Source organism: Salinisphaera orenii subsp. orenii MK-B5 (genome assembly GCF_003788635.1).
Classification (GTDB): Bacteria; Pseudomonadota; Gammaproteobacteria; order Nevskiales; family Salinisphaeraceae; genus Salinisphaera; species Salinisphaera orenii.
On sequence record NZ_AYKH01000005.1, the window covers coordinates 1 to 15,666 of the forward strand.

At 66.8% G+C, this 15,666-nt stretch carries 19 protein-coding genes and 2 pseudogenes; 12 read left to right on the top strand and 9 right to left on the bottom strand.

What is annotated here, in order from left to right; translation table 11 throughout:
* Nucleotides 1-215 precede the first annotated feature (215 nt).
* From SAOR_RS03670 to SAOR_RS03685, 4 genes are all read left to right on the top strand, one after another.
* Entirely contained in the window at nt 216-443 is a 228-nt protein-coding gene (locus SAOR_RS03670; protein ID WP_123630271.1) for a DUF6429 family protein, read from the top strand.
* Nucleotides 444-670: 227 nt separating this feature from the next.
* Nucleotides 671-892, top strand: a complete 222-nt coding sequence (locus tag SAOR_RS03675; protein WP_123590864.1) for an addiction module protein — start codon at nt 671-673, stop codon at nt 890-892.
* Nucleotides 889-1,188, top strand: a complete 300-nt coding sequence (locus SAOR_RS17380) for a type II toxin-antitoxin system RelE/ParE family toxin (protein ID WP_123630272.1) — start codon at nt 889-891, stop codon at nt 1,186-1,188. Before SAOR_RS03675 ends, SAOR_RS17380 begins: the two co-directional genes overlap by 4 nt.
* 226 nt (nt 1,189-1,414) lie before the next feature.
* Nucleotides 1,415-2,349, top strand: a protein-coding gene (locus SAOR_RS03685) for an IS630 family transposase (RefSeq protein WP_123630273.1) whose coding sequence is annotated in 2 segments (ribosomal slippage) — nt 1,415-1,759 and nt 1,762-2,349 — 933 coding nt in all. Because the reading frame shifts where the segments join, the coding sequence is not laid out codon by codon here.
* 206 nt (nt 2,350-2,555) lie between these two features.
* Here the strand turns inward: SAOR_RS03685 and SAOR_RS03690 are convergent.
* The 3 genes and pseudogenes from SAOR_RS03690 to SAOR_RS17270 form a co-directional block, all read right to left on the bottom strand.
* Nucleotides 2,556-3,185 carry a LysR substrate-binding domain-containing protein gene (locus SAOR_RS03690; protein WP_221179861.1) on the bottom strand — a complete coding sequence of 210 codons (630 nt, stop codon included), beginning with the start codon at nt 3,183-3,185 and terminating at the stop codon, nt 2,556-2,558.
* Nucleotides 3,186-3,317: 132 nt separating this feature from the next.
* Nucleotides 3,318-3,413: pseudogene (locus tag SAOR_RS17265) on the bottom strand (hypothetical protein); the annotation flags it as partial.
* Nucleotides 3,413-3,478: pseudogene (locus SAOR_RS17270) on the bottom strand (hypothetical protein); the annotation flags it as partial. The pseudogenes SAOR_RS17265 and SAOR_RS17270, both read right to left, overlap by 1 nt.
* Before the next feature lie 250 nt (nt 3,479-3,728).
* Between SAOR_RS17270 and SAOR_RS03695 the strand changes: the two are divergent.
* Together SAOR_RS03695 and SAOR_RS03700 are read left to right on the top strand one after the other, a co-directional pair.
* On the top strand, nt 3,729-4,568 hold the full coding sequence (locus SAOR_RS03695) for an alpha/beta fold hydrolase (RefSeq protein WP_123630274.1): 840 nt from the start codon (nt 3,729-3,731) through the stop codon (nt 4,566-4,568).
* A gap of 329 nt (nt 4,569-4,897) precedes the next feature.
* Entirely contained in the window at nt 4,898-5,401 is a 504-nt protein-coding gene (locus SAOR_RS03700; RefSeq protein ID WP_123630275.1) for a GNAT family N-acetyltransferase, read from the top strand.
* 294 nt (nt 5,402-5,695) lie between these two features.
* Here SAOR_RS03700 and SAOR_RS03705 read toward each other — a convergent pair whose 3' ends face one another.
* On the bottom strand, nt 5,696-6,694 hold the full coding sequence (locus SAOR_RS03705; RefSeq protein ID WP_123630276.1) for a class I SAM-dependent methyltransferase: 999 nt from the start codon (nt 6,692-6,694) through the stop codon (nt 5,696-5,698).
* 201 nt (nt 6,695-6,895) lie between these two features.
* Here SAOR_RS03705 and SAOR_RS03710 point away from each other — a divergent pair, with 201 nt between their 5' ends.
* The 3 genes from SAOR_RS03710 (at nt 6,896) to SAOR_RS03720 (ending at nt 10,016) form a co-directional block, all read left to right on the top strand.
* Complete coding sequence (locus SAOR_RS03710; RefSeq protein WP_123630277.1) at nt 6,896-7,195, top strand: hypothetical protein; 300 nt, start codon at nt 6,896-6,898, stop codon at nt 7,193-7,195.
* Nucleotides 7,196-7,550: 355 nt separating this feature from the next.
* Nucleotides 7,551-8,525, top strand: a complete 975-nt coding sequence (locus SAOR_RS03715; protein WP_221179864.1) for an alpha/beta hydrolase — start codon at nt 7,551-7,553, stop codon at nt 8,523-8,525.
* Nucleotides 8,526-8,678: 153 nt separating this feature from the next.
* Nucleotides 8,679-10,016 (top strand): TrkH family potassium uptake protein, encoded by a 1,338-nt coding sequence (locus tag SAOR_RS03720; RefSeq protein ID WP_123630278.1) that lies wholly within the window; start codon nt 8,679-8,681, stop codon nt 10,014-10,016.
* A 96-nt stretch (nt 10,017-10,112) separates the two neighbouring features.
* Here SAOR_RS03720 and SAOR_RS03725 read toward each other — a convergent pair whose 3' ends face one another.
* The gene (locus SAOR_RS03725; protein ID WP_123630279.1) at nt 10,113-10,388 is read right to left on the bottom strand and encodes a hypothetical protein; all 276 of its coding nucleotides are present in this window, start codon (nt 10,386-10,388) and stop codon (nt 10,113-10,115) included.
* A gap of 308 nt (nt 10,389-10,696) precedes the next feature.
* Here SAOR_RS03725 and SAOR_RS03730 point away from each other — a divergent pair, with 308 nt between their 5' ends.
* Both SAOR_RS03730 and SAOR_RS03735 read left to right on the top strand, forming a co-directional pair.
* Nucleotides 10,697-11,701 carry a tetratricopeptide repeat protein gene (locus SAOR_RS03730; protein WP_123630280.1) on the top strand — a complete coding sequence of 335 codons (1,005 nt, stop codon included), beginning with the start codon at nt 10,697-10,699 and terminating at the stop codon, nt 11,699-11,701.
* 322 nt (nt 11,702-12,023) lie between these two features.
* Nucleotides 12,024-12,356, top strand: a complete 333-nt coding sequence (locus SAOR_RS03735) for a YnfA family protein (RefSeq protein ID WP_123630281.1) — start codon at nt 12,024-12,026, stop codon at nt 12,354-12,356.
* A gap of 353 nt (nt 12,357-12,709) precedes the next feature.
* Here SAOR_RS03735 and SAOR_RS03740 read toward each other — a convergent pair whose 3' ends face one another.
* The 4 genes from SAOR_RS03740 to SAOR_RS03755 all read right to left on the bottom strand — a co-directional run bounded on the left by SAOR_RS03740 (nt 12,710) and on the right by SAOR_RS03755 (nt 14,790).
* The gene (locus tag SAOR_RS03740; protein ID WP_123630282.1) at nt 12,710-12,919 is read right to left on the bottom strand and encodes a hypothetical protein; all 210 of its coding nucleotides are present in this window, start codon (nt 12,917-12,919) and stop codon (nt 12,710-12,712) included.
* Nucleotides 12,920-13,151: 232 nt separating this feature from the next.
* Entirely contained in the window at nt 13,152-13,628 is a 477-nt protein-coding gene (locus SAOR_RS03745; protein ID WP_123630283.1) for a hypothetical protein, read from the bottom strand.
* A 3-nt stretch (nt 13,629-13,631) separates the two neighbouring features.
* Complete coding sequence (locus SAOR_RS03750; protein WP_123590851.1) at nt 13,632-13,901, bottom strand: ElaB/YgaM/YqjD family protein; 270 nt, start codon at nt 13,899-13,901, stop codon at nt 13,632-13,634.
* Between the two features lie 91 nt (nt 13,902-13,992).
* Nucleotides 13,993-14,790 carry a TatD family hydrolase gene (locus SAOR_RS03755; protein ID WP_123630284.1) on the bottom strand — a complete coding sequence of 266 codons (798 nt, stop codon included), beginning with the start codon at nt 14,788-14,790 and terminating at the stop codon, nt 13,993-13,995.
* A 162-nt stretch (nt 14,791-14,952) separates the two neighbouring features.
* Between SAOR_RS03755 and SAOR_RS03760 the strand changes: the two genes are divergently transcribed.
* Nucleotides 14,953-15,618, top strand: a complete 666-nt coding sequence (locus tag SAOR_RS03760; RefSeq protein ID WP_123590849.1) for a TIGR04211 family SH3 domain-containing protein — start codon at nt 14,953-14,955, stop codon at nt 15,616-15,618.
* The last annotated feature ends 48 nt before the right edge of the window (nt 15,619-15,666 follow it).

Sequence of the window (15,666 nt, forward strand, 5' to 3'; positions counted from 1 at the left end):
AGGAACGAGCGTGGCGCCTTATCAGTTAGTAAGTTCAAATCTATCGGCGTCGTAGTTTGGTCGGCGGAAAATGCATAACAGGTCGCTGCAGGGGCGGTAGGGTCAGGTCTTGCAATGCCACATTTGTTTCTGGACAGCTATTTCATTTGAGCTTCAGAACGTAACGGCGGCTACCGTTTTCGTCGGAGCTGCACCGCTACGGTAATCTTCATACCATGGAACCAGATGACGAAAAAATAGACGCCGCCGTGCTGGCGTTGATGTACCTCACGTTGCACGACGGTAGGCGGGCATGGAAAAGCTTCCCGTGGGACGCGACCGATCGATTACACGAACGCGGGTTGATCGATAACCCGAAGACCAAGACTAGATCGGTGGTTTTGTCCGATGAAGGACTCGCGGAAGCTGAAAAGAGTTTCCGCGCGTTGTTGGCCAAGTCATAGACGATGAGTCGCCTTAACCATTTGTCCCGCGGTAACGTGGCGGCGTATGGGAAATTGCGACCAGCGCGTTCAAGTTGCGCGAGTTGCCTGAACCGGCCTCGGCGCGCTGCGGTTTAGTAGGGTTTAGCTGCGGATAACGTTGGGTGAGGCGTGAAGTAGCAGGCTAGCAATTCGTTCACGTCAGTTCAGGCGTTGGGTTAACAGTACGATCGCGCTATTCTCTAACCATGATTGATGCAACGCTGATCTCGAAGGTAAAAGAACTTACGCCCGCTGAGCGGTTGGAGTTCATCGAGGCCGTCTGGCAAACGATGGCTGAAGAAGATGTTCCGATCACAGCTGCCGAGCGGTCGCTATTGGACACGCGTATTGCGGACGCGGACATCAATCCTGGCGACGAAAGCTCATGGTCTGACGTTCGCGAGCGGCTAAAGCGTCAGCTGCCTTGAGCTATAGCGTTTATGTCCGTGGCGCTGCAGAACGCGATGTCGCCGAAGCGCAGCGATGGTACGAACAGCAACAAGCGGGTCTGGCTGCCGAGTTCAACGCTGAATTCAGTTCGACTCTGGATCGGCTTGCTGATACTCCGTTTCTTTACCCGCAGAGATACCGCGAAATTCGGCGTGCGGTCCTCCGCCGACTCCCGTTTTTGGTTTGGTACCGAGTCGAAGGCGCAAAGATTACGGTCCTCGCCTGTACTCATGGCAAAGCGAACCCGAGTGAATTGCCGTCACGGCTCCGCTAGCGCTTCGCGTGGCGTCCGGGGCAGGTCTTGCATTGCCACATTTCGAGCAGGGCGTTGCGCGAGCGAGAAGCGCTACGACGGTTCTTGCTGCGCGTGAACTCGCTGAACCGTGATTCGGATGCACGGGGGCGGATCTTGCATTGCCCCATGTCTAGAGCATTTTTCTCTTTTACTGAGTTACGACAGCACGTTAGCGTCATTTTAGGTTTGCTAGATTGGATCCGTAATGCCGGGCGCCTATAGTTCGGATTTGCGTAGTCGTGTGCTGCGCGCGATTGAGAATGGTCAATCAGCACGGGCCGCGGCGGTGCGTTTCGACGTCAGTTCGGCGACCGCTATTCGGTGGGCCGATCAATGGCGATCGACGGGCCAGCAAACGGCCCGTCGACCGGGCAAGAAGCCAGACCACGGCTCGAAGCTCGACGCACATGCCGTGTTTATCCGAACGCAGATTGCGCATCAGCGCGATCTCACCCTGGCCGAGCTCGCGCGGCATCTGGACCACGAGCGTGGCGTGAAGACCAGCTTGGCGACGTTGTGCCGGTTTCTTCATCGCCAGGGGCTCACGTTTAAAAAAAGACCGCGCACGCGATCGAACAACAGCGTCCGGATGTCGCCTGCGCTCGCCGAGTGTGGTTTGACCAACAGATGATCTTCGATCCGGCGCGCCTGGTCTTCATCGACGAAACGGCGACCTCGACCGCGATGGCGCGCGCCTATGGCCGCGCCGAACGCGGGGCCCGCTGTAAGGCGGGCGTGCCGCGCGGTCATTGGCAGACCACGACCTTTGTGAGCGGTCTGCGCCAGCACGGTCTCGTGGCGCCTATGGTGCTCGACGGGGCCATGAGCGGCGCGCTGTTTCGAGCCTATACCGAACAGATCCTGGCGCCCGCACTGGCGCGCGGCGATATCGTGATCATGGATAATCTGGCCGCCCACAAAGTGGCGGGCGTGCGCGACGCAATCGAAGGCGCTGGGGCTTGGCTATTCTATCTGCCGCCCTATTCGCCCGATCTCAATCCGATCGAGATGGCGTTTGCCAAGCTCAAAGCATTATTGCGACGCACTGCGGCGCGTACCCGAGCGGCCATCGCGCAGGCCCTGGACCAATTCACCACGGCCGAATGTCGCAACCTGCTCGCCCATGCCGGCTATAGATGACTTACCAAATACGCAAAATGCTCTAGCAAGCCGCTGCGCGAGCGACAAAGTCCATTATGGTCTTGCGGCGCTTAGTTTTGTTGAGCCGCGATCCTCGGCCGTGACGTTCAACACACTTTCAAAGGCTTTGTAATCGTTAAGCCAAGGTGCGCTCGGTCTCCCAGCTCGGAGATCATTGCGAACGGGTGTCAGATGCTCGCCGCTTTCTAGGCACCGCCGGTTGACCCTGCACTCAGGCGCTCACGCAGTCGCGGCTTGAGAAAGTCGAGCAGGGCACGCGTTTTCTGCGGCATTGGCGCTTGTCCCCCATGTATGAGATTGGCCGGCCAGGACGCGGGCTCGAATGGTTGGAGGACGGTCTCCAGCCGTCCGGCGTCAAGCGCGTCGGCGATCTGATACGACAACACCTGCGTGATGCCACTGCCGTGTTGCGCGGCGGCGATCGTGCCTTCGGCGGTCGTCACACTCAGTCGCGGTTCGATGGCCTGCATGAGAGTTTGCCCCTGATCGGCGAATGACCAGGCGATCCGCTCGTTCGGCGCGCCCATGGCGATGCATTGATGATGGCCCAGTTCGCCGGGATGGCCCGGCCGGCCGAAGCGATCCAGATAGCCCGGGGCCGCGCAGCAGACCCGGCCGATGCGGCCGACGGGCAGCGCCACCATGTTGCTGTCCGCGAGTTCACCGATCCGCAGCGCGATGTCGACGTGTTCCTCCATCAGGTGGACGAGGCGATCGACCAGCAGCAGCCGAATATCGATGTCGGGATAGCGGGCCATGAATTCCGCGATCAACGGCAAGACATGCAGCCGCCCGAACACGATCGGTGCCGTCATCACGATTTCGCCGCGCGGGACGGCATATTCTCCGCGTACGGCCCGCTCGGCGTCGTCGACTTGCTCGAGGATGCCCCGGCACGCCGCAACGTAGGCCGCGCCTGTGTCGGTCAGCCGTGTATGGCGCGTGGTGCGATGGAGCAGCCGACTGCCCAGATATGTTTCGAGATCGCCGATGCGCCGATGCGCCGATGCACGGTCGATAACGGGATGCCGAGTCGTCGCGATGCGGCGGACAGGTTGCCCGTTTCGGCCACCGCGATGAGTAGCGACATCGCCTCCAGTCGATCCATGCCGCTCCGGATTTCGGGAGAGTCATTCCCGATACTGCCCCGTTATCTTCGAAAGCGAAAGGCCCTACGGTTAGCCGCGTACCCGGTGACGGTTCAGACCGGGCGGCTACGACAGAGCGGTGTGCGGCCCCGCGAGTTCAGGGCGCGCCGCTCGCTCGGCACGGCCCCGCGGCAACGGCGCACGCACGGCCTATCGGAATCGCGCCTGTGACGTCACCACTTTTCGTTTCATCAACCCAGCGAGTACATCATGACCGATATTCGTTATCGCAGCGTCGATGTCGACGGCATCGACATCTTCTATCGCGAGGCCGGCGTGCCCGGAGCGCCCAAGTTACTTTTGTTGCACGGCTTTCCGACGTCGAGCCACATGTTTCGGGATCTGATTCCGAAGCTGACGGACCGCTATCATCTCGTGGCCCCGGATATGCCCGGCTTCGGTCGTTCGGGTTTGCCCGAGATGAACCGGTTCGAATCGCTCGCGGACTCGATGACGGGGTTCACGGAACGCGTGGGCTTCGACCGCTTCGCCGTCTACGTATTCGATTTCGGCGCGCCGACCGCGTTTCGCATGGCGCTGCGGCATCCGGAGCGCATCACGGCGATCATCAGCCAGAACGGTAATGCCTACGAAGAGGGCCTGGGCGACGGCTGGAATCCGGTGCGCGCCTATTGGGAGGACCCGTCGCAGACCAACCGCGACGCCTTGCGCACCTTGCTGACCGAAGAGACCACGATCTGGCAGTACACGCACGGCGTGCCGGAGCCCGAACGCGTCTCCCCCGATGGCTACATGCTGGACATGCACTACCTGGCGCGCCCGGGCATCGCCGACGTTCAGCTCGATCTGTTCGGCGACTATCGCTACAACATCGAAATGTATCCGGCGTTCCAGGCGTATTTCAGAACGCATCGGCCGCCGTTCCTCGCCGTGTGGGGCCAGCACGATCCGTTCTTTCTGCCGCCGGGCGCGGAAGCATTCAAGCGCGACATGCCGGAGGCCGACGTGCAGTTTTTCGATACCGGTCACTTCGCCCTGGAAACCCACGCCGAGGAGATTGCGGCGGCGATTCGGCGCTTCCTTGGGTAGCGGCGACAGCAACCGTCTCCGCGATGGACGCCCGGAGTGGCTGCGATCGGCGCCCGGGGACGCGGAGCGAGAGGCTTCAGCGAGCGCCGCGGTCAGCGGGCACGCTCGGGGCGGGTCTGCAATCGCCGCACTTCCCGCCAAACCGCCGCACCGGCTGGCTAGTCAACGACGGTCCTGGCGTTGCGTGGCTTCGTCGAAAAGTGATCCGGCGCTCTGGCTTGCGACGCATGATCCGACGCTCTGCAATCATGAAGCGATGATGCCCGGTCTTGTGCGTTGCGGCCCGGGGATGGTTCGCTGATGGTCCAGCCCTCGCCGGAGTGCGACCTTTGAATTGCCGGATCCGCGACGAAACCCCGGGCGACGAAGCGCGTATCCACCAGGTCGTCGAGGCCGCGTGTCGGGAGGCGCCGCATGCGGATCCGACCGAGCCGTCCATCGTGGCGGCGCTGCGCCGGTCGGGCGCGCTGGCGGTGTCGCTGGTGGCCGAGGTCGACGGGGCGATGGTCGGTCATGTGGCCGTGTCGCCGGTGAGCGTGCCGGGCGGCGCCTACTGGTACGGGCTGGGGCCGCTTGCCGTGCTGCCGACGCATCGACGGCAGGGCATCGGCGCCCGACTCGTGGACGCCGCGCTGGCGGATCTCGCCGCGATCGGTGCCTCGGGATGCGTGGTGCTGGGCGACCCGGATTACTACGGGCGATTCGGGTTCGAGACCGTCGAAGGGCTGGTGCTGGCCGGCGCGGCGCCGGCGTATTTCCAGGCGTTATCGCTCGGGGATGCGTTTCCGCAGGCGGAGGTCGTCTACCACCAGGCGTTCTCGGCGACGACCTGACGTCGCCGGCGCGGCCGATGGCGGCCGGGCGGCTTCGTTGTGGGTCCGGGTCGGGCCATGCGGCATGCCGCATGGCCGCGGCGCGCCTCTATCGACGATCGGGCCGGGCGTCGAAGGTGGGTCGGTCTCGGCTACGGCACGAGACCACCGTTGCGTCGCCATCGTCTGGCAGGTCGCCGCTGGCGCGTGCCAGCGGCGTGTCGAGCCTCCATGCCATGCCGTGGTATTCGTCGTGACGCCCGGACGATGTCGATTGACGCGTCGCCGGATCCCGCAGGAGAGCGTCCCGCACGATCAGGAATAGCGCCAGAGAATCGGCAGCTTTCGCAGTCCCTTGCGCAGCATGTCGGGCTTTTCCAGGCCGAGCACCCAGCGCCGCTTCGCGCGGACCGCGTAGGCGCCGTCGAGATACGGTTCCAGGAAGTCGAGCCCCGACACCGGTACATCCTCCGGCGCGATTGCGGCCGGAGTGGCCACGGCCCCGGCGCACAGTTGCTTGTAGCCCCACGGATGCGGCTCGGCGACCAGGCGCGACCAGTTCACCCCATAGCCCGCGAACGCCAGCAGGGCGCGCAACGAGTCGGGCGTGAAGAAGTTGAGATGTGTCACCGGCTCGTGGGCGGCCGGTAGCTGGCCGACGACTTCGATCGGCACCTCCACATAGATGATGCCGTCCGGCGCCAGCGCGTCGCGCAGCGCGGCGAGGGTTTCGCGCGGATCGGGCAGATGCTCGACCACATGGCTGCAGATGATGACGTCGTAATTGGCATCCGCAGGGATGTCGTGTTCGGTGTCGCCGATCTTGGTGACGCCCGGGTGCACGCGCTCGGAATAGTCGACGAGATGACACAGCGCGCCGCGGTCGACGAGGCCCCCGAGCATGCGGCCGTCGCCGCCGCCGAAGTCCAGCACGCGCAGGCCGCGGGTCGACTTGGCTTTCGTTTCGCCCAGTATCAGTCGGGTCAGGCGCCGCGCGCGGCGAACGTCCTGCCGGCTGAGCGCCGCTGTGGCCGCCGGCGCGTCCTGGGCGCTGTCGCTCGGCGTGTGCCGATACTTGCGCGCGATGTCGTCGGCGGTCGGCCGGGGGCTGTAGGTCAGAAAGCCGCAGTTGCGGCAGGCGATGAACTCGACGCGGAAGGCGTCCTGGCCCGGCGCCCAGACGTCGAACAGGACCTCCATGGCGTTGCGATAGGGCCGCGCGCCGCGCTGCCGATCCGCGCGGTGATAGGTCCGGTGGCCGCGATTGTCCCAGGATTGGTTGCTGCAGACCGGACACGTCGGATTGTCGTTCATTTCTTGTTCTCGTTATGACTGTAGAGGGGCGCTGTGAGCCGCTCGGCCCCGGCGCGTTGCGGGTGCGAGTGGGAGGCGCTGGCGGCTGCGCCGGCGCCCGTGATGGGCGGGGCCGCTGTCCGCAGCGATTTTCGCGAGTCTGGCACCGCGGCGAGTTTAACGTCGGCGCCGACAGTTGAACCAGCGTATCCGGTATGACCGATGGGCACGAAACCGGCCGCCCGACGGCTATCGATGCGATGCATCGCCTGTCTGTGGGCATCGAATGCGTCGCAGGGGCGGGCCGTTGACGGCTGCGGGCGCGCGAAAGGATCGCCGCGGTGCCTCGCGTTCGGTTCGGCCGGTGGCGCCCGGCTGCGATGCGTCGTACTCGGGCAGACTTTCGATGATACGATCGATGCAGAATCAATCAGTCAGGGAGACGCCGTGAACCAGATCATCTATCTCGTGGGGCTTGTGGTCGTGGTGATCGCGATACTGTCGTTCATGGGGATCATGTAACGCGACGGACGACGGGGCGGTGAGCCGCCCTCGCGACGAAACGCGTTCGAAGCGGTGGGTGCCGTGCACCGTCGCTTCGGGCGCGTTTTTCGTTGCGTGCTGGTTGATCGCCGACGCTGGCCGAGCGTTGGCGTGCTGTGGGCCGGTGAATGCGCCGACGTATTCGGATGCGTCCCGGCCGGGTAGCGGATGCCTGTTCGCGGACCGCTGCGTGGACGCTCCGCGACTCGGAGAATGCGCCGGTGTTTGACCGCTGCCCAAGTCGGCAACACGATGACCGGATGAGGCGAAGCGGGCGCTCGATTCGCGGCCTCGCGCCCATTCGGGCGTCGATGCCGATGCGTGCTGGCCGGCCGTGAACCGGCCCGGCCTCGCCGCCGTGCTGGCTGCCACCCTGGCGTGTCCGCTCGGCTGTTCGGGCGAAGGCTCGTCGCCAGCGCCGGACGGCCTCGACTTCTCGGCGCTGATGGCGCCGAACGACACCGCTGGCGCCCTGCCGCCGCGCCAGGCGTATCGGGCGCGCGACGGCGCCCGTCTGCACTATCGCCACTACGAAGCGGATTCACCGGTCCGGCTGATCCTGATCCATGGCTCGGCCACCGACAGCGTGTATCTGCAGCGCTTCGCTAATGCGGTCGCGGGCGCTGACGCCGCGCAGGTGGTCACGCCGGATCTGCGCGGCCACGGGCCGTCGCCGGGCCGGCGCGGCGATATCGCCTATATCGACCAGCTCGAGGACGATCTCGCGGATCTCGTCGGCCATCTGCGATCGCAGGGCGCTGGCCGCGTCATCGTGGGCGGCCATTCCTCGGGCGGCGGGCTGGCGTTGCGGTTCGCGGCCGGAGCGCACGGCGATCTCGCATCGGGCTGTCTGCTGCTGGCGCCGTATCTCGGCCACGACGCGCCCACCGCGCGGCCGAGCGGCAACGGCTGGGCGAGGCCGAATCTGTGGCGCATCGTGCCGATCGCGATGGCGAATGCAATCGGCATTCGCTGGTTCAACGGCGCGGATGTGCTGCACTTCGATCTGCCGGCGCGGTATCGGACGGGGCGGGAAACGCTAGCCTATTCGTATCGGCTGATGACGGGCTTCGGCCCGGCGGACTACCGCTCGGCGTTCGCGGCCCTCGACGCGCCGGCGCTGCTGCTGGCCGGCGCCGCGGACGAGGCCTTTCGGCCGGAGCGCTACGCGCCGGCGATCACGCCGCACAACGCGGCCGTGGATATCAAGCTGCTCGATGGCGTGTCGCATCTCGGCCTGGTGATGCGGGACGCGACCGCGAAGCGAGCCGTGCGCTGGCTCGATACGCTCCGGCAGCGGGTGGAATGAGCCGCCCCGCGGCCGGCGTGCCGGGCCATTCAGGACGCAGCGCAGGGGCGTAGCAACCCGGCGGAGTTTTTGTGTCCGCCGTGGTCTGCCGGCCCCGGCGTCGTCGTATCATCACGTTCGCGTGTCCTGTAGGGACGGGTGAGGCGGTCCGGTATGCGAGCGTGGCGGTGGGTGCGCGGGTTTCTGGGACGCCAGCGTCCGGTGCGGCTGGTGGCGGGCGGCTATGCGCTGTATGTGCTGATCGGGTTCGGTCTGCTGTGCCTGCCCTGGGCGCAGGAGGCCGAGGACGTCGCATGGCTGGATCATCTGTTCATCGCCACGTCGGCGGTATCCACCACGGGCCTGGCCTCGATCAGTTCGGCGGACAGCTACAGCTTCTTCGGCGAGCTGGTGATCACCGGCCTGATCCAGCTCGGCGGCATCGGCTACATGACGCTGGGCTCGTTCTTCATGCTGGCGGTGCGCCACCGGCTGGATTCGCTGCACACGAAGGTCGCGCGCCAGGCGTTCGTGCTGCCCCGCGGCATGGAACTGGCGCGCTTCATCCGCGGCGTGGTGCTGTTCACGTTCGTGATCGAGGCGATCGGTGCGGCGATTCTGGTGCCCGCCTTCATGGCCGCGGACGTGCCGGCGCCGGTCTGGAACGGTATTTTCCACGCGATCTCGGCGTTCTGCACGGCCGGCTTCAGCCTGTTCAACACCAGCCTGGAAGGCTTTCGCGACAACGTCGTCATCAACCTCACGATCGCGGCGCTGAGCATCCTCGGCGCGCTGGGCTTCATCGTGATGAGCGATGTGTGGCGGCTGGCGCGCGGGCGCCCGGGCCGGGTATCGCTCACCTCGGTCATCATCCTGCGAGTGACCTTCGGGCTGATGATCGTCGGCACGCTGCTGATCGGGCTGACCGACGACGCGCTCGCCGCACTGCCGATGGGCGAGCGCTGGCTGGCGGCGTTCTTCCAGACCATGACGGCGATGACCACCGTGGGCTTCGATACCTACGCCATCAACGACATGGCGCTGGCGTCGCTGCTGCTGATCGTGGTGGCCATGGTCATCGGCGCCTCGCCGTCCGGTACCGGCGGCGGCGTGAAATCCACGACCGCGGCGGTGTTTCTGGGCGCCATCGTGGCCATGCTGCGCGGGCGCGAGCGGATCGTGCTGGCCGGCCGCGAGATCGACACCGCGCGCGTGAATTCGGCGCTCGCGGCGTTCGCCTTCTACATGATCTGCCTGATCACCGGCACCTTCGCGCTGCTGCTCACCCAGGCCGGCGGCTTCGTGCCACTGATCTTCGAGGCGACCTCGGCGATCGGCACCGTGGGCCTGAGCCTCGGCGCGACCGCGACCCTCGACGACACCGGCAAGTGGGTGATCATCGTGCTCATGTTTCTGGGTCGCCTCGGGCCGCTCACGGCGGGGCTGGCGCTGCTGCCGTCGCCGCAGGACGCGCGGCGGCTGCGCGCGCGTCGCGAGGATCTGGCGGTTTGAGATCGATGCCGCCGGCATGTGGGGCGGCCCGGCATCGCGCCGGCGGCCGGGCGAGCCGGGCGCTCGGCGTCGTGCCGTCGCGCCCGGTCCGCGCGCCTACTTGCCGGCCTTGCCCTGCGCCGACGAGACCTTGTCGATGATCTTCTGATTGACCTCGGCGCATTCCTTGAGCGAGGTATCGGCGCCGCATTCGATGGTGAGGTCCATCGCGTTGCCGTTGGCGTCGTTGACCTGGAAATGGATGGCGGGCGAGGCCGGCGGCGCGACCGCGGGACCGCCGTGCGAATGCGGACGATGCGGCTCGGAATCGCCGCAGGCGGTGAGTGCGAGCCCGGCGGTGGCGACCGCGAGGATGGTGACAGCCTTGCGCATGCGAATCTCCCTTTGATGGTTCCGTGGTGAGCGATACGAGTATCCACGCTCGGCCGCCGCGGGTCCACGCTGCGGCCTCGGTGTTGGGTCTGAGCTGCCGGCAGGCGGGGGTGTCGGCGCAACCGCGCCGCGAACGTGAACGGCGCGGCCGGGGCGTTCGACGGCGATCGGCCTGACTGCTCACCGGCCGGGGATTCGCGGGCACGCCGGGTGGTTGCGCTTTCGTCGCCGCGTGCGCCGTCTTTCGCGCCCGTTTCGTCCGCAGGCTGTTAGTCTCGGGATTCGATACCGGCGCGCTCAGGGGCGGCATGACCATCGGAAACGGCGCGGGGCCAAGGCTGCGCGGAACGGCGGCGGCGATCGGGCTGCTGTTGGCGACGAGCGCGGTCGCACAGACGTCCTCGTTCGGCACGTCGCCGGCGACCGGGGATCAGGATCACGTCGCGCGCGAGATGGTGCGCGTGCTCAAGGCCTATGCGGTCTACAAATCCGGCGACTACGAGGCCGCTTTCGAGCGCTACCGGGCGTTGGCGGAGGCGGGCAGCGTGCAGGGCATGACGAACCTGGCCAACATGTATGCCGCCGGCGAGGGTACCGAGCGCGACGAGGCCCGGGCCCTGACCTGGTATCGCCGTGCCGCCGAGCAGGGCTCGGGCAACGCCATGCTGCAGCTGGCGCTGGCCTATCGGGACGGGCGCGGGACCACGGCCGACGCCGAGGCCGCGGACCGCTGGCTGCGCGAGGCCGCCGAGCAGGATACGACCGAGGCGCAGTGGCTGCTGGGCCGGCGCCTCTACGCGCGCGGCGAGCATCTGGCCGGTCTGGAATGGATCCGCACTGCGGCCTGGACGGGCAACGATCCGGAGGCCCAGCAGTTCCTGGTCGAGCGCGGCGAGGGCGAGGCGGGCCGGGGCGCGCTCGACGCGGCGCGACGCGAGGCCGTGCTGGCGACGCTGCGCGCCGTCGACGAAGCCGCCGGGGCCCGCGATGCCGCGGGGATCGTGGCCCGGATCGACCGTGACGCGGAGATTCGCGTGCGCCTGCCCAATGGCGCCGGCTGGACGCGCCTGACGCGGGCCGAGCTGGAAACGCTCTGGCGCGATACCTTCGAGCAGGCCGACGCGTACCGCTATCGGCGGGGCACGCCGCAGCTGCTGGCCACGGAGGATGGGGTTCTCGCCTTCTCCGAGATTGAGGAGCGGCTCGGCACGGCGCCAGACGCCCGCGAGCTGACATTGAGCGAAGCGGCGACGCTGCGGGTGCACGACGGCACGGCGACGATCACGCGGCTGCGGCTGGATATCGACGACTGAGGGCGCGTGGTCGTCCGACAGGCCGGGCGCGCCGATGACACGCGGGTCCCGCGTGACGTCTTGCGCAGCGGGACGTCGTGACGCCGGCGTTCGCCGCGTGCTGCCGGCTTGGTCGCGGCAGCCGGTCTGCATCGAAGCGGCCGGGCGCGTGTCGATTGCCGAGCGCCGCCGCCTGCCACGGTATCCTGCACCACGCCCGTGCAACAGCGGCCGGTGGTCGAAGGCACGCGTCTTGCTTTAATTGCGACGCACGGCGCGTATTCGCGCCGCCTGCGGCCGCGCGCGGCCGCAGGCATCCACCCCGATCCAACACGGACACAGCATGGAACTGCTCAAGGTCTTCGGTCTGTTCGTCTTCACCGCGGTGGTGGAGATCATCGGCTGCTATCTGCCGTATCTGTGGCTGCACAAGGGCCACAGCGCCTGGCTGCTGGTGCCCGCGGGCGTCTGCCTGGCCGGCTTCGCCTGGCTGTTGACGCTGCATCCGGAGGCCGCGGGGCGGGTCTATGCGGCCTACGGCGGCATCTATATCGGCGTGGCGCTGGCCTGGCTTTGGATGGTGGATTCGGTCCGGCCGACGACCGCCGATATCGTGGGCGTCGTCGTCTGTCTGCTGGGCGCGGCGATCATCATGCTCGGGCCGCGCCATGCGTGATCGTCGCCGCGACTCGGGCACGGACCGTGGGCGGATGAACCGCGCCCGCGCGCTCGGGGTCGTCCGGGGCAGGATACGGGGCTGAAACGGACTCGGGGCGTGAGCGCTCGCCGGTTCGGCCAGTGTGGAATGGCAGCCGCCGGCGAGATGGCGCCGGGCCGCAGATCGCCACGACGTTCGCCGTCGTTGCGCGTCCGGTACGTGCGTCTGACGCGGGATTGCGGGACAACCGTCGTCGAATCTCCGGGACCGCTTGCCCGGCCCCCGAGTCGTTCGCCGCGGTGCGACCTAAAACCGGGATCACGCTCCCCAGAAACGCGACCCCGGCCACCGCACAACGGTTATGAAAGCGGCTATCGGTCCACCCGGCGGCGCATGCGCTCCGCGTTGCCGATTGGGCCGATACGGATGATTCGAGGATCCGGTACCGCAATCACCCATAAACCGGCAAAATCGATGCCAGAATAATAACCGTTTTTATTCAGGTTGTTGTGTTTCTTTTCAGCAGCAGGGATAGCGGTGTCGTAAGGTTTTTCGACAGCCGGGCACGGCGACTTTTGCACCGCATATGCGGGGCCGCGCGGGTATACACGCCGTCATGCTGCGTTAGTGGCGGTTTCGACGGTGCGCATGGAACCGTGTACCGCTCTGCAATGGCCTACCTGAACCTGTCATGAATACCGACAGCCGGGCAGGCGTGGCCGCCGCACCGCGCCGAAACGGCTCGGTGCGGTCGGGGCAGACGTCAGGCGCCGGGGCGGCGCCTTCCGTTCGTCGTTGCGTCCCGCGCCGCCGTCAGTCGCCGTTGTCGGACAGGTCCTGCAGGGCCTGGATGGCCTTGCGGGTGGCCAGCGGTCCGGCCGCGCCCATCAGCAGCGAGCGGATCCGCGGGCTGGCGGTGAGGATCACGCCGGCCGACAGGGCGCCCACGACCGCGAGGCCGGTGTTGCGCTTGGCCCAGTTGGTCGCCTGATCGCCGATCACCGGGCGCAGCTGCTGTTCCAGCATGTTGTCCGGATTGCGACGCAGCTGTTTGGCCTTGCTCTTCTGGCCGCCGGCGCTGGCGATCAGCACGATCACCAGCAACAGCACGACGAGGCCGATCAGACCGCCACCGGTGATCAGTGCCGCCTCGGCCGGCGTGAACTGTTCGGCCAGCAGCATGTAGACGCCGGCCGCGCAGCAGAGCAGGCCGGCGAATGCGGTGAGCATCCCCAGCCAGATGACGACGTTGAGGCTGAACGCCTTGGCCAGTATTGCCTTGGCATTCATGGATTATCGACCGATGAGCTTGCCCAGGACCAGGCCGATGCCGAACGCCGCGAGCACGCTGGTGAACGGGCGCGATTCGATCTCGCTTCCGAGATCCTGCGTCTGGCGGTTGGCTTCGCGCTTGAGTTCATCGTACTTGCCGCGTGCGGAGTCGATGCCGGCCTGCGCGCGCTGCTCGGAAGAGCGCTTGTAGGTCTCGGCCAGCGCGGACAGGTCGCGCTTGAGCTGGTCGATGTCCTTGCGGAGCGCTTCGGATTCGGGATTCTGGGACATGGGGAGCCTCCCTGGTGGGATTGTCTGAGTAGAACGTGGAGCATACCGGTTGTGCACGACGAATGGACATCCGTAGTGCACCGGGTGTCGTTCAGCCGGCGTCCGTGAGTCCGAAGAACCGCGCGGCATTGGCGTGGGTGTGGGCCGCCACGGCCTCCGGCGATTGGCCGCGGGCCTCGGCCACGGTCTGCAGCACCCAGGGCAGGTTGGCCGGTTCGTTGCGGCGTGTCCGGGGTTTCGGCCGGATCGTACGGGGCATCAGGTAGGGGCAGTCGGTCTCGATCATCAGGCGGTCGTCGGGGATGCGGTCGACGATGTCGTGCAGCTCGGCGCCGCGGCGTTCGTCGCAGATCCAGCCGGTGATGCCGATGTGCAGGTCCTCGGCGAGATAGGCATCGAGGGCGTCGCCGTCGTCGGTGAAGCAGTGCACCACGGCGCGCGGCAGGTCCGGCAGGTAATCGCGCAGGATCGGCAGAAACCGGGCGTGCGCCTCGCGCTGGTGAAGAAAGACCGGCAGGCCGTGTTCGCAGGCGATCTCGAGCTGGGCGGCGAACACCCGCTCCTGGGCCGCCCGCGGGGAGATGTCGCGGAAGAAATCCAGCCCCGCCTCGCCGATGGCGACGATGTCGCCGCCGGACGCGGCCCGGCGCATGAGCCCGGCCAGGGGCTCGTCCCAGTCCTCGGCGTGGTGTGGATGCAGGCCGGCGGTGGCGTGGCAGCGGCCGGGGTGGGCCCGGGCGATGTCGATGGCCGCGCGGCTGCTGGCCAGGTCGCTGCCGGTCACGATCAGGCGGCTCACGCCGGCCGCGTCGGCGCGCTCGAGCACCGCGTCGAGGTCTTCGGCAAAGCTTTCGTGCGCCAGGTTGGCGCCGATGTCGGTCAAGAGCATGGCGGGTCGAATGGGTCGATCGAAACTGGCGGCAGTCTAGCGCGTCGGGCAAGGCCGTCGCGGCGGTCTGGTCGCGCGCATGCGGTTTGCTACACTCGCGGCCTCGGTCGGGGCGCGCCGGTCAGGGATCGCGCCGAGCATTGTGCATTCGAAAGGGCGAGCATGCGGTATCGGGTGGGACAGCTGGTCGGCGTGGCCGGCCTGATAATGGTCACCGTTTCGGCGAGTGCGGCGACGCGCTATGTCAGCGATGAACTGTCGATCAACATGCGGCGGGGGCCCGGGACGAGCTATCGGATCACCGAGTTGCTGGCCGCCGGCGATCGGGTCGAGACGCGCTCCGAGAGCAACGGCTGGACCGAGATCCGCACGGAAGACGGCGACACCGGGTACGTGCTGACGCGCTTTTTGTCCGAGGACCCGGCGGCCCGCACCCGGATCGCGGACATGCAGCAGCAGACCGAAGCGCTGAAACAGGAGAACGCCGAACTCAAGGAAGAGCTCTCGGAGGCCTTGAGCGGCTCCAAGGAGCTCGGCGAGACCAAGCGCAAGCTGGTTTCCGAGAACGAGCGGCTGTCTTCCGAGCTCCAGAACCTGCGGGAGACGTCGGCCGATGCCATCCGCATCAGCGAAGAGAACGAGAAATTCCGCGAGCAGATCATGTCGATGCGAAGCGAGCTCGAACGGCTGCGCCATCAGAACGAGGCGTTGCAGAGCCGTCGCGAGGGCATGAAGATCGGCGCGCTCATCCTCGTCGGCGGCATCGTCGTCGGCCTGGTACTGCCGCTGTTCCGCCGGCGTCGCAAGAACAGCTGGGATTCGCTCTAGCGCCGGGCGAGCGCGCCCGAGTGCCGCGCCCGTCGACGGCGGGCGTGA

Bases quoted from the DNA above. Each gene is read 5' to 3' on its own strand.
- SAOR_RS03670 (WP_123630271.1), top strand. From the start codon at position 216: ATGGAACCAGATGACGAAAAAATAGACGCCGCCGTGCTGGCGTTGATG.
- SAOR_RS03675 (WP_123590864.1), top strand. From the start codon at position 671: ATGATTGATGCAACGCTGATCTCGAAGGTAAAAGAACTTACGCCCGCT.
- SAOR_RS03690 (WP_221179861.1), bottom strand. From the start codon at position 3,185: ATGACGGCACCGATCGTGTTCGGGCGGCTGCATGTCTTGCCGTTGATC.
- SAOR_RS03695 (WP_123630274.1), top strand. From the start codon at position 3,729: ATGACCGATATTCGTTATCGCAGCGTCGATGTCGACGGCATCGACATC.
- SAOR_RS03705 (WP_123630276.1), bottom strand. From the start codon at position 6,694: ATGAACGACAATCCGACGTGTCCGGTCTGCAGCAACCAATCCTGGGAC.
- SAOR_RS03710 (WP_123630277.1), top strand. From the start codon at position 6,896: ATGGGCACGAAACCGGCCGCCCGACGGCTATCGATGCGATGCATCGCC.
- SAOR_RS03720 (WP_123630278.1), top strand. From the start codon at position 8,679: ATGCGAGCGTGGCGGTGGGTGCGCGGGTTTCTGGGACGCCAGCGTCCG.
- SAOR_RS03725 (WP_123630279.1), bottom strand. From the start codon at position 10,388: ATGCGCAAGGCTGTCACCATCCTCGCGGTCGCCACCGCCGGGCTCGCA.
- SAOR_RS03730 (WP_123630280.1), top strand. From the start codon at position 10,697: ATGACCATCGGAAACGGCGCGGGGCCAAGGCTGCGCGGAACGGCGGCG.
- SAOR_RS03735 (WP_123630281.1), top strand. From the start codon at position 12,024: ATGGAACTGCTCAAGGTCTTCGGTCTGTTCGTCTTCACCGCGGTGGTG.
- SAOR_RS03745 (WP_123630283.1), bottom strand. From the start codon at position 13,628: ATGAATGCCAAGGCAATACTGGCCAAGGCGTTCAGCCTCAACGTCGTC.
- SAOR_RS03750 (WP_123590851.1), bottom strand. From the start codon at position 13,901: ATGTCCCAGAATCCCGAATCCGAAGCGCTCCGCAAGGACATCGACCAG.
- SAOR_RS03755 (WP_123630284.1), bottom strand. From the start codon at position 14,790: ATGCTCTTGACCGACATCGGCGCCAACCTGGCGCACGAAAGCTTTGCC.
- SAOR_RS03760 (WP_123590849.1), top strand. From the start codon at position 14,953: ATGCGGTATCGGGTGGGACAGCTGGTCGGCGTGGCCGGCCTGATAATG.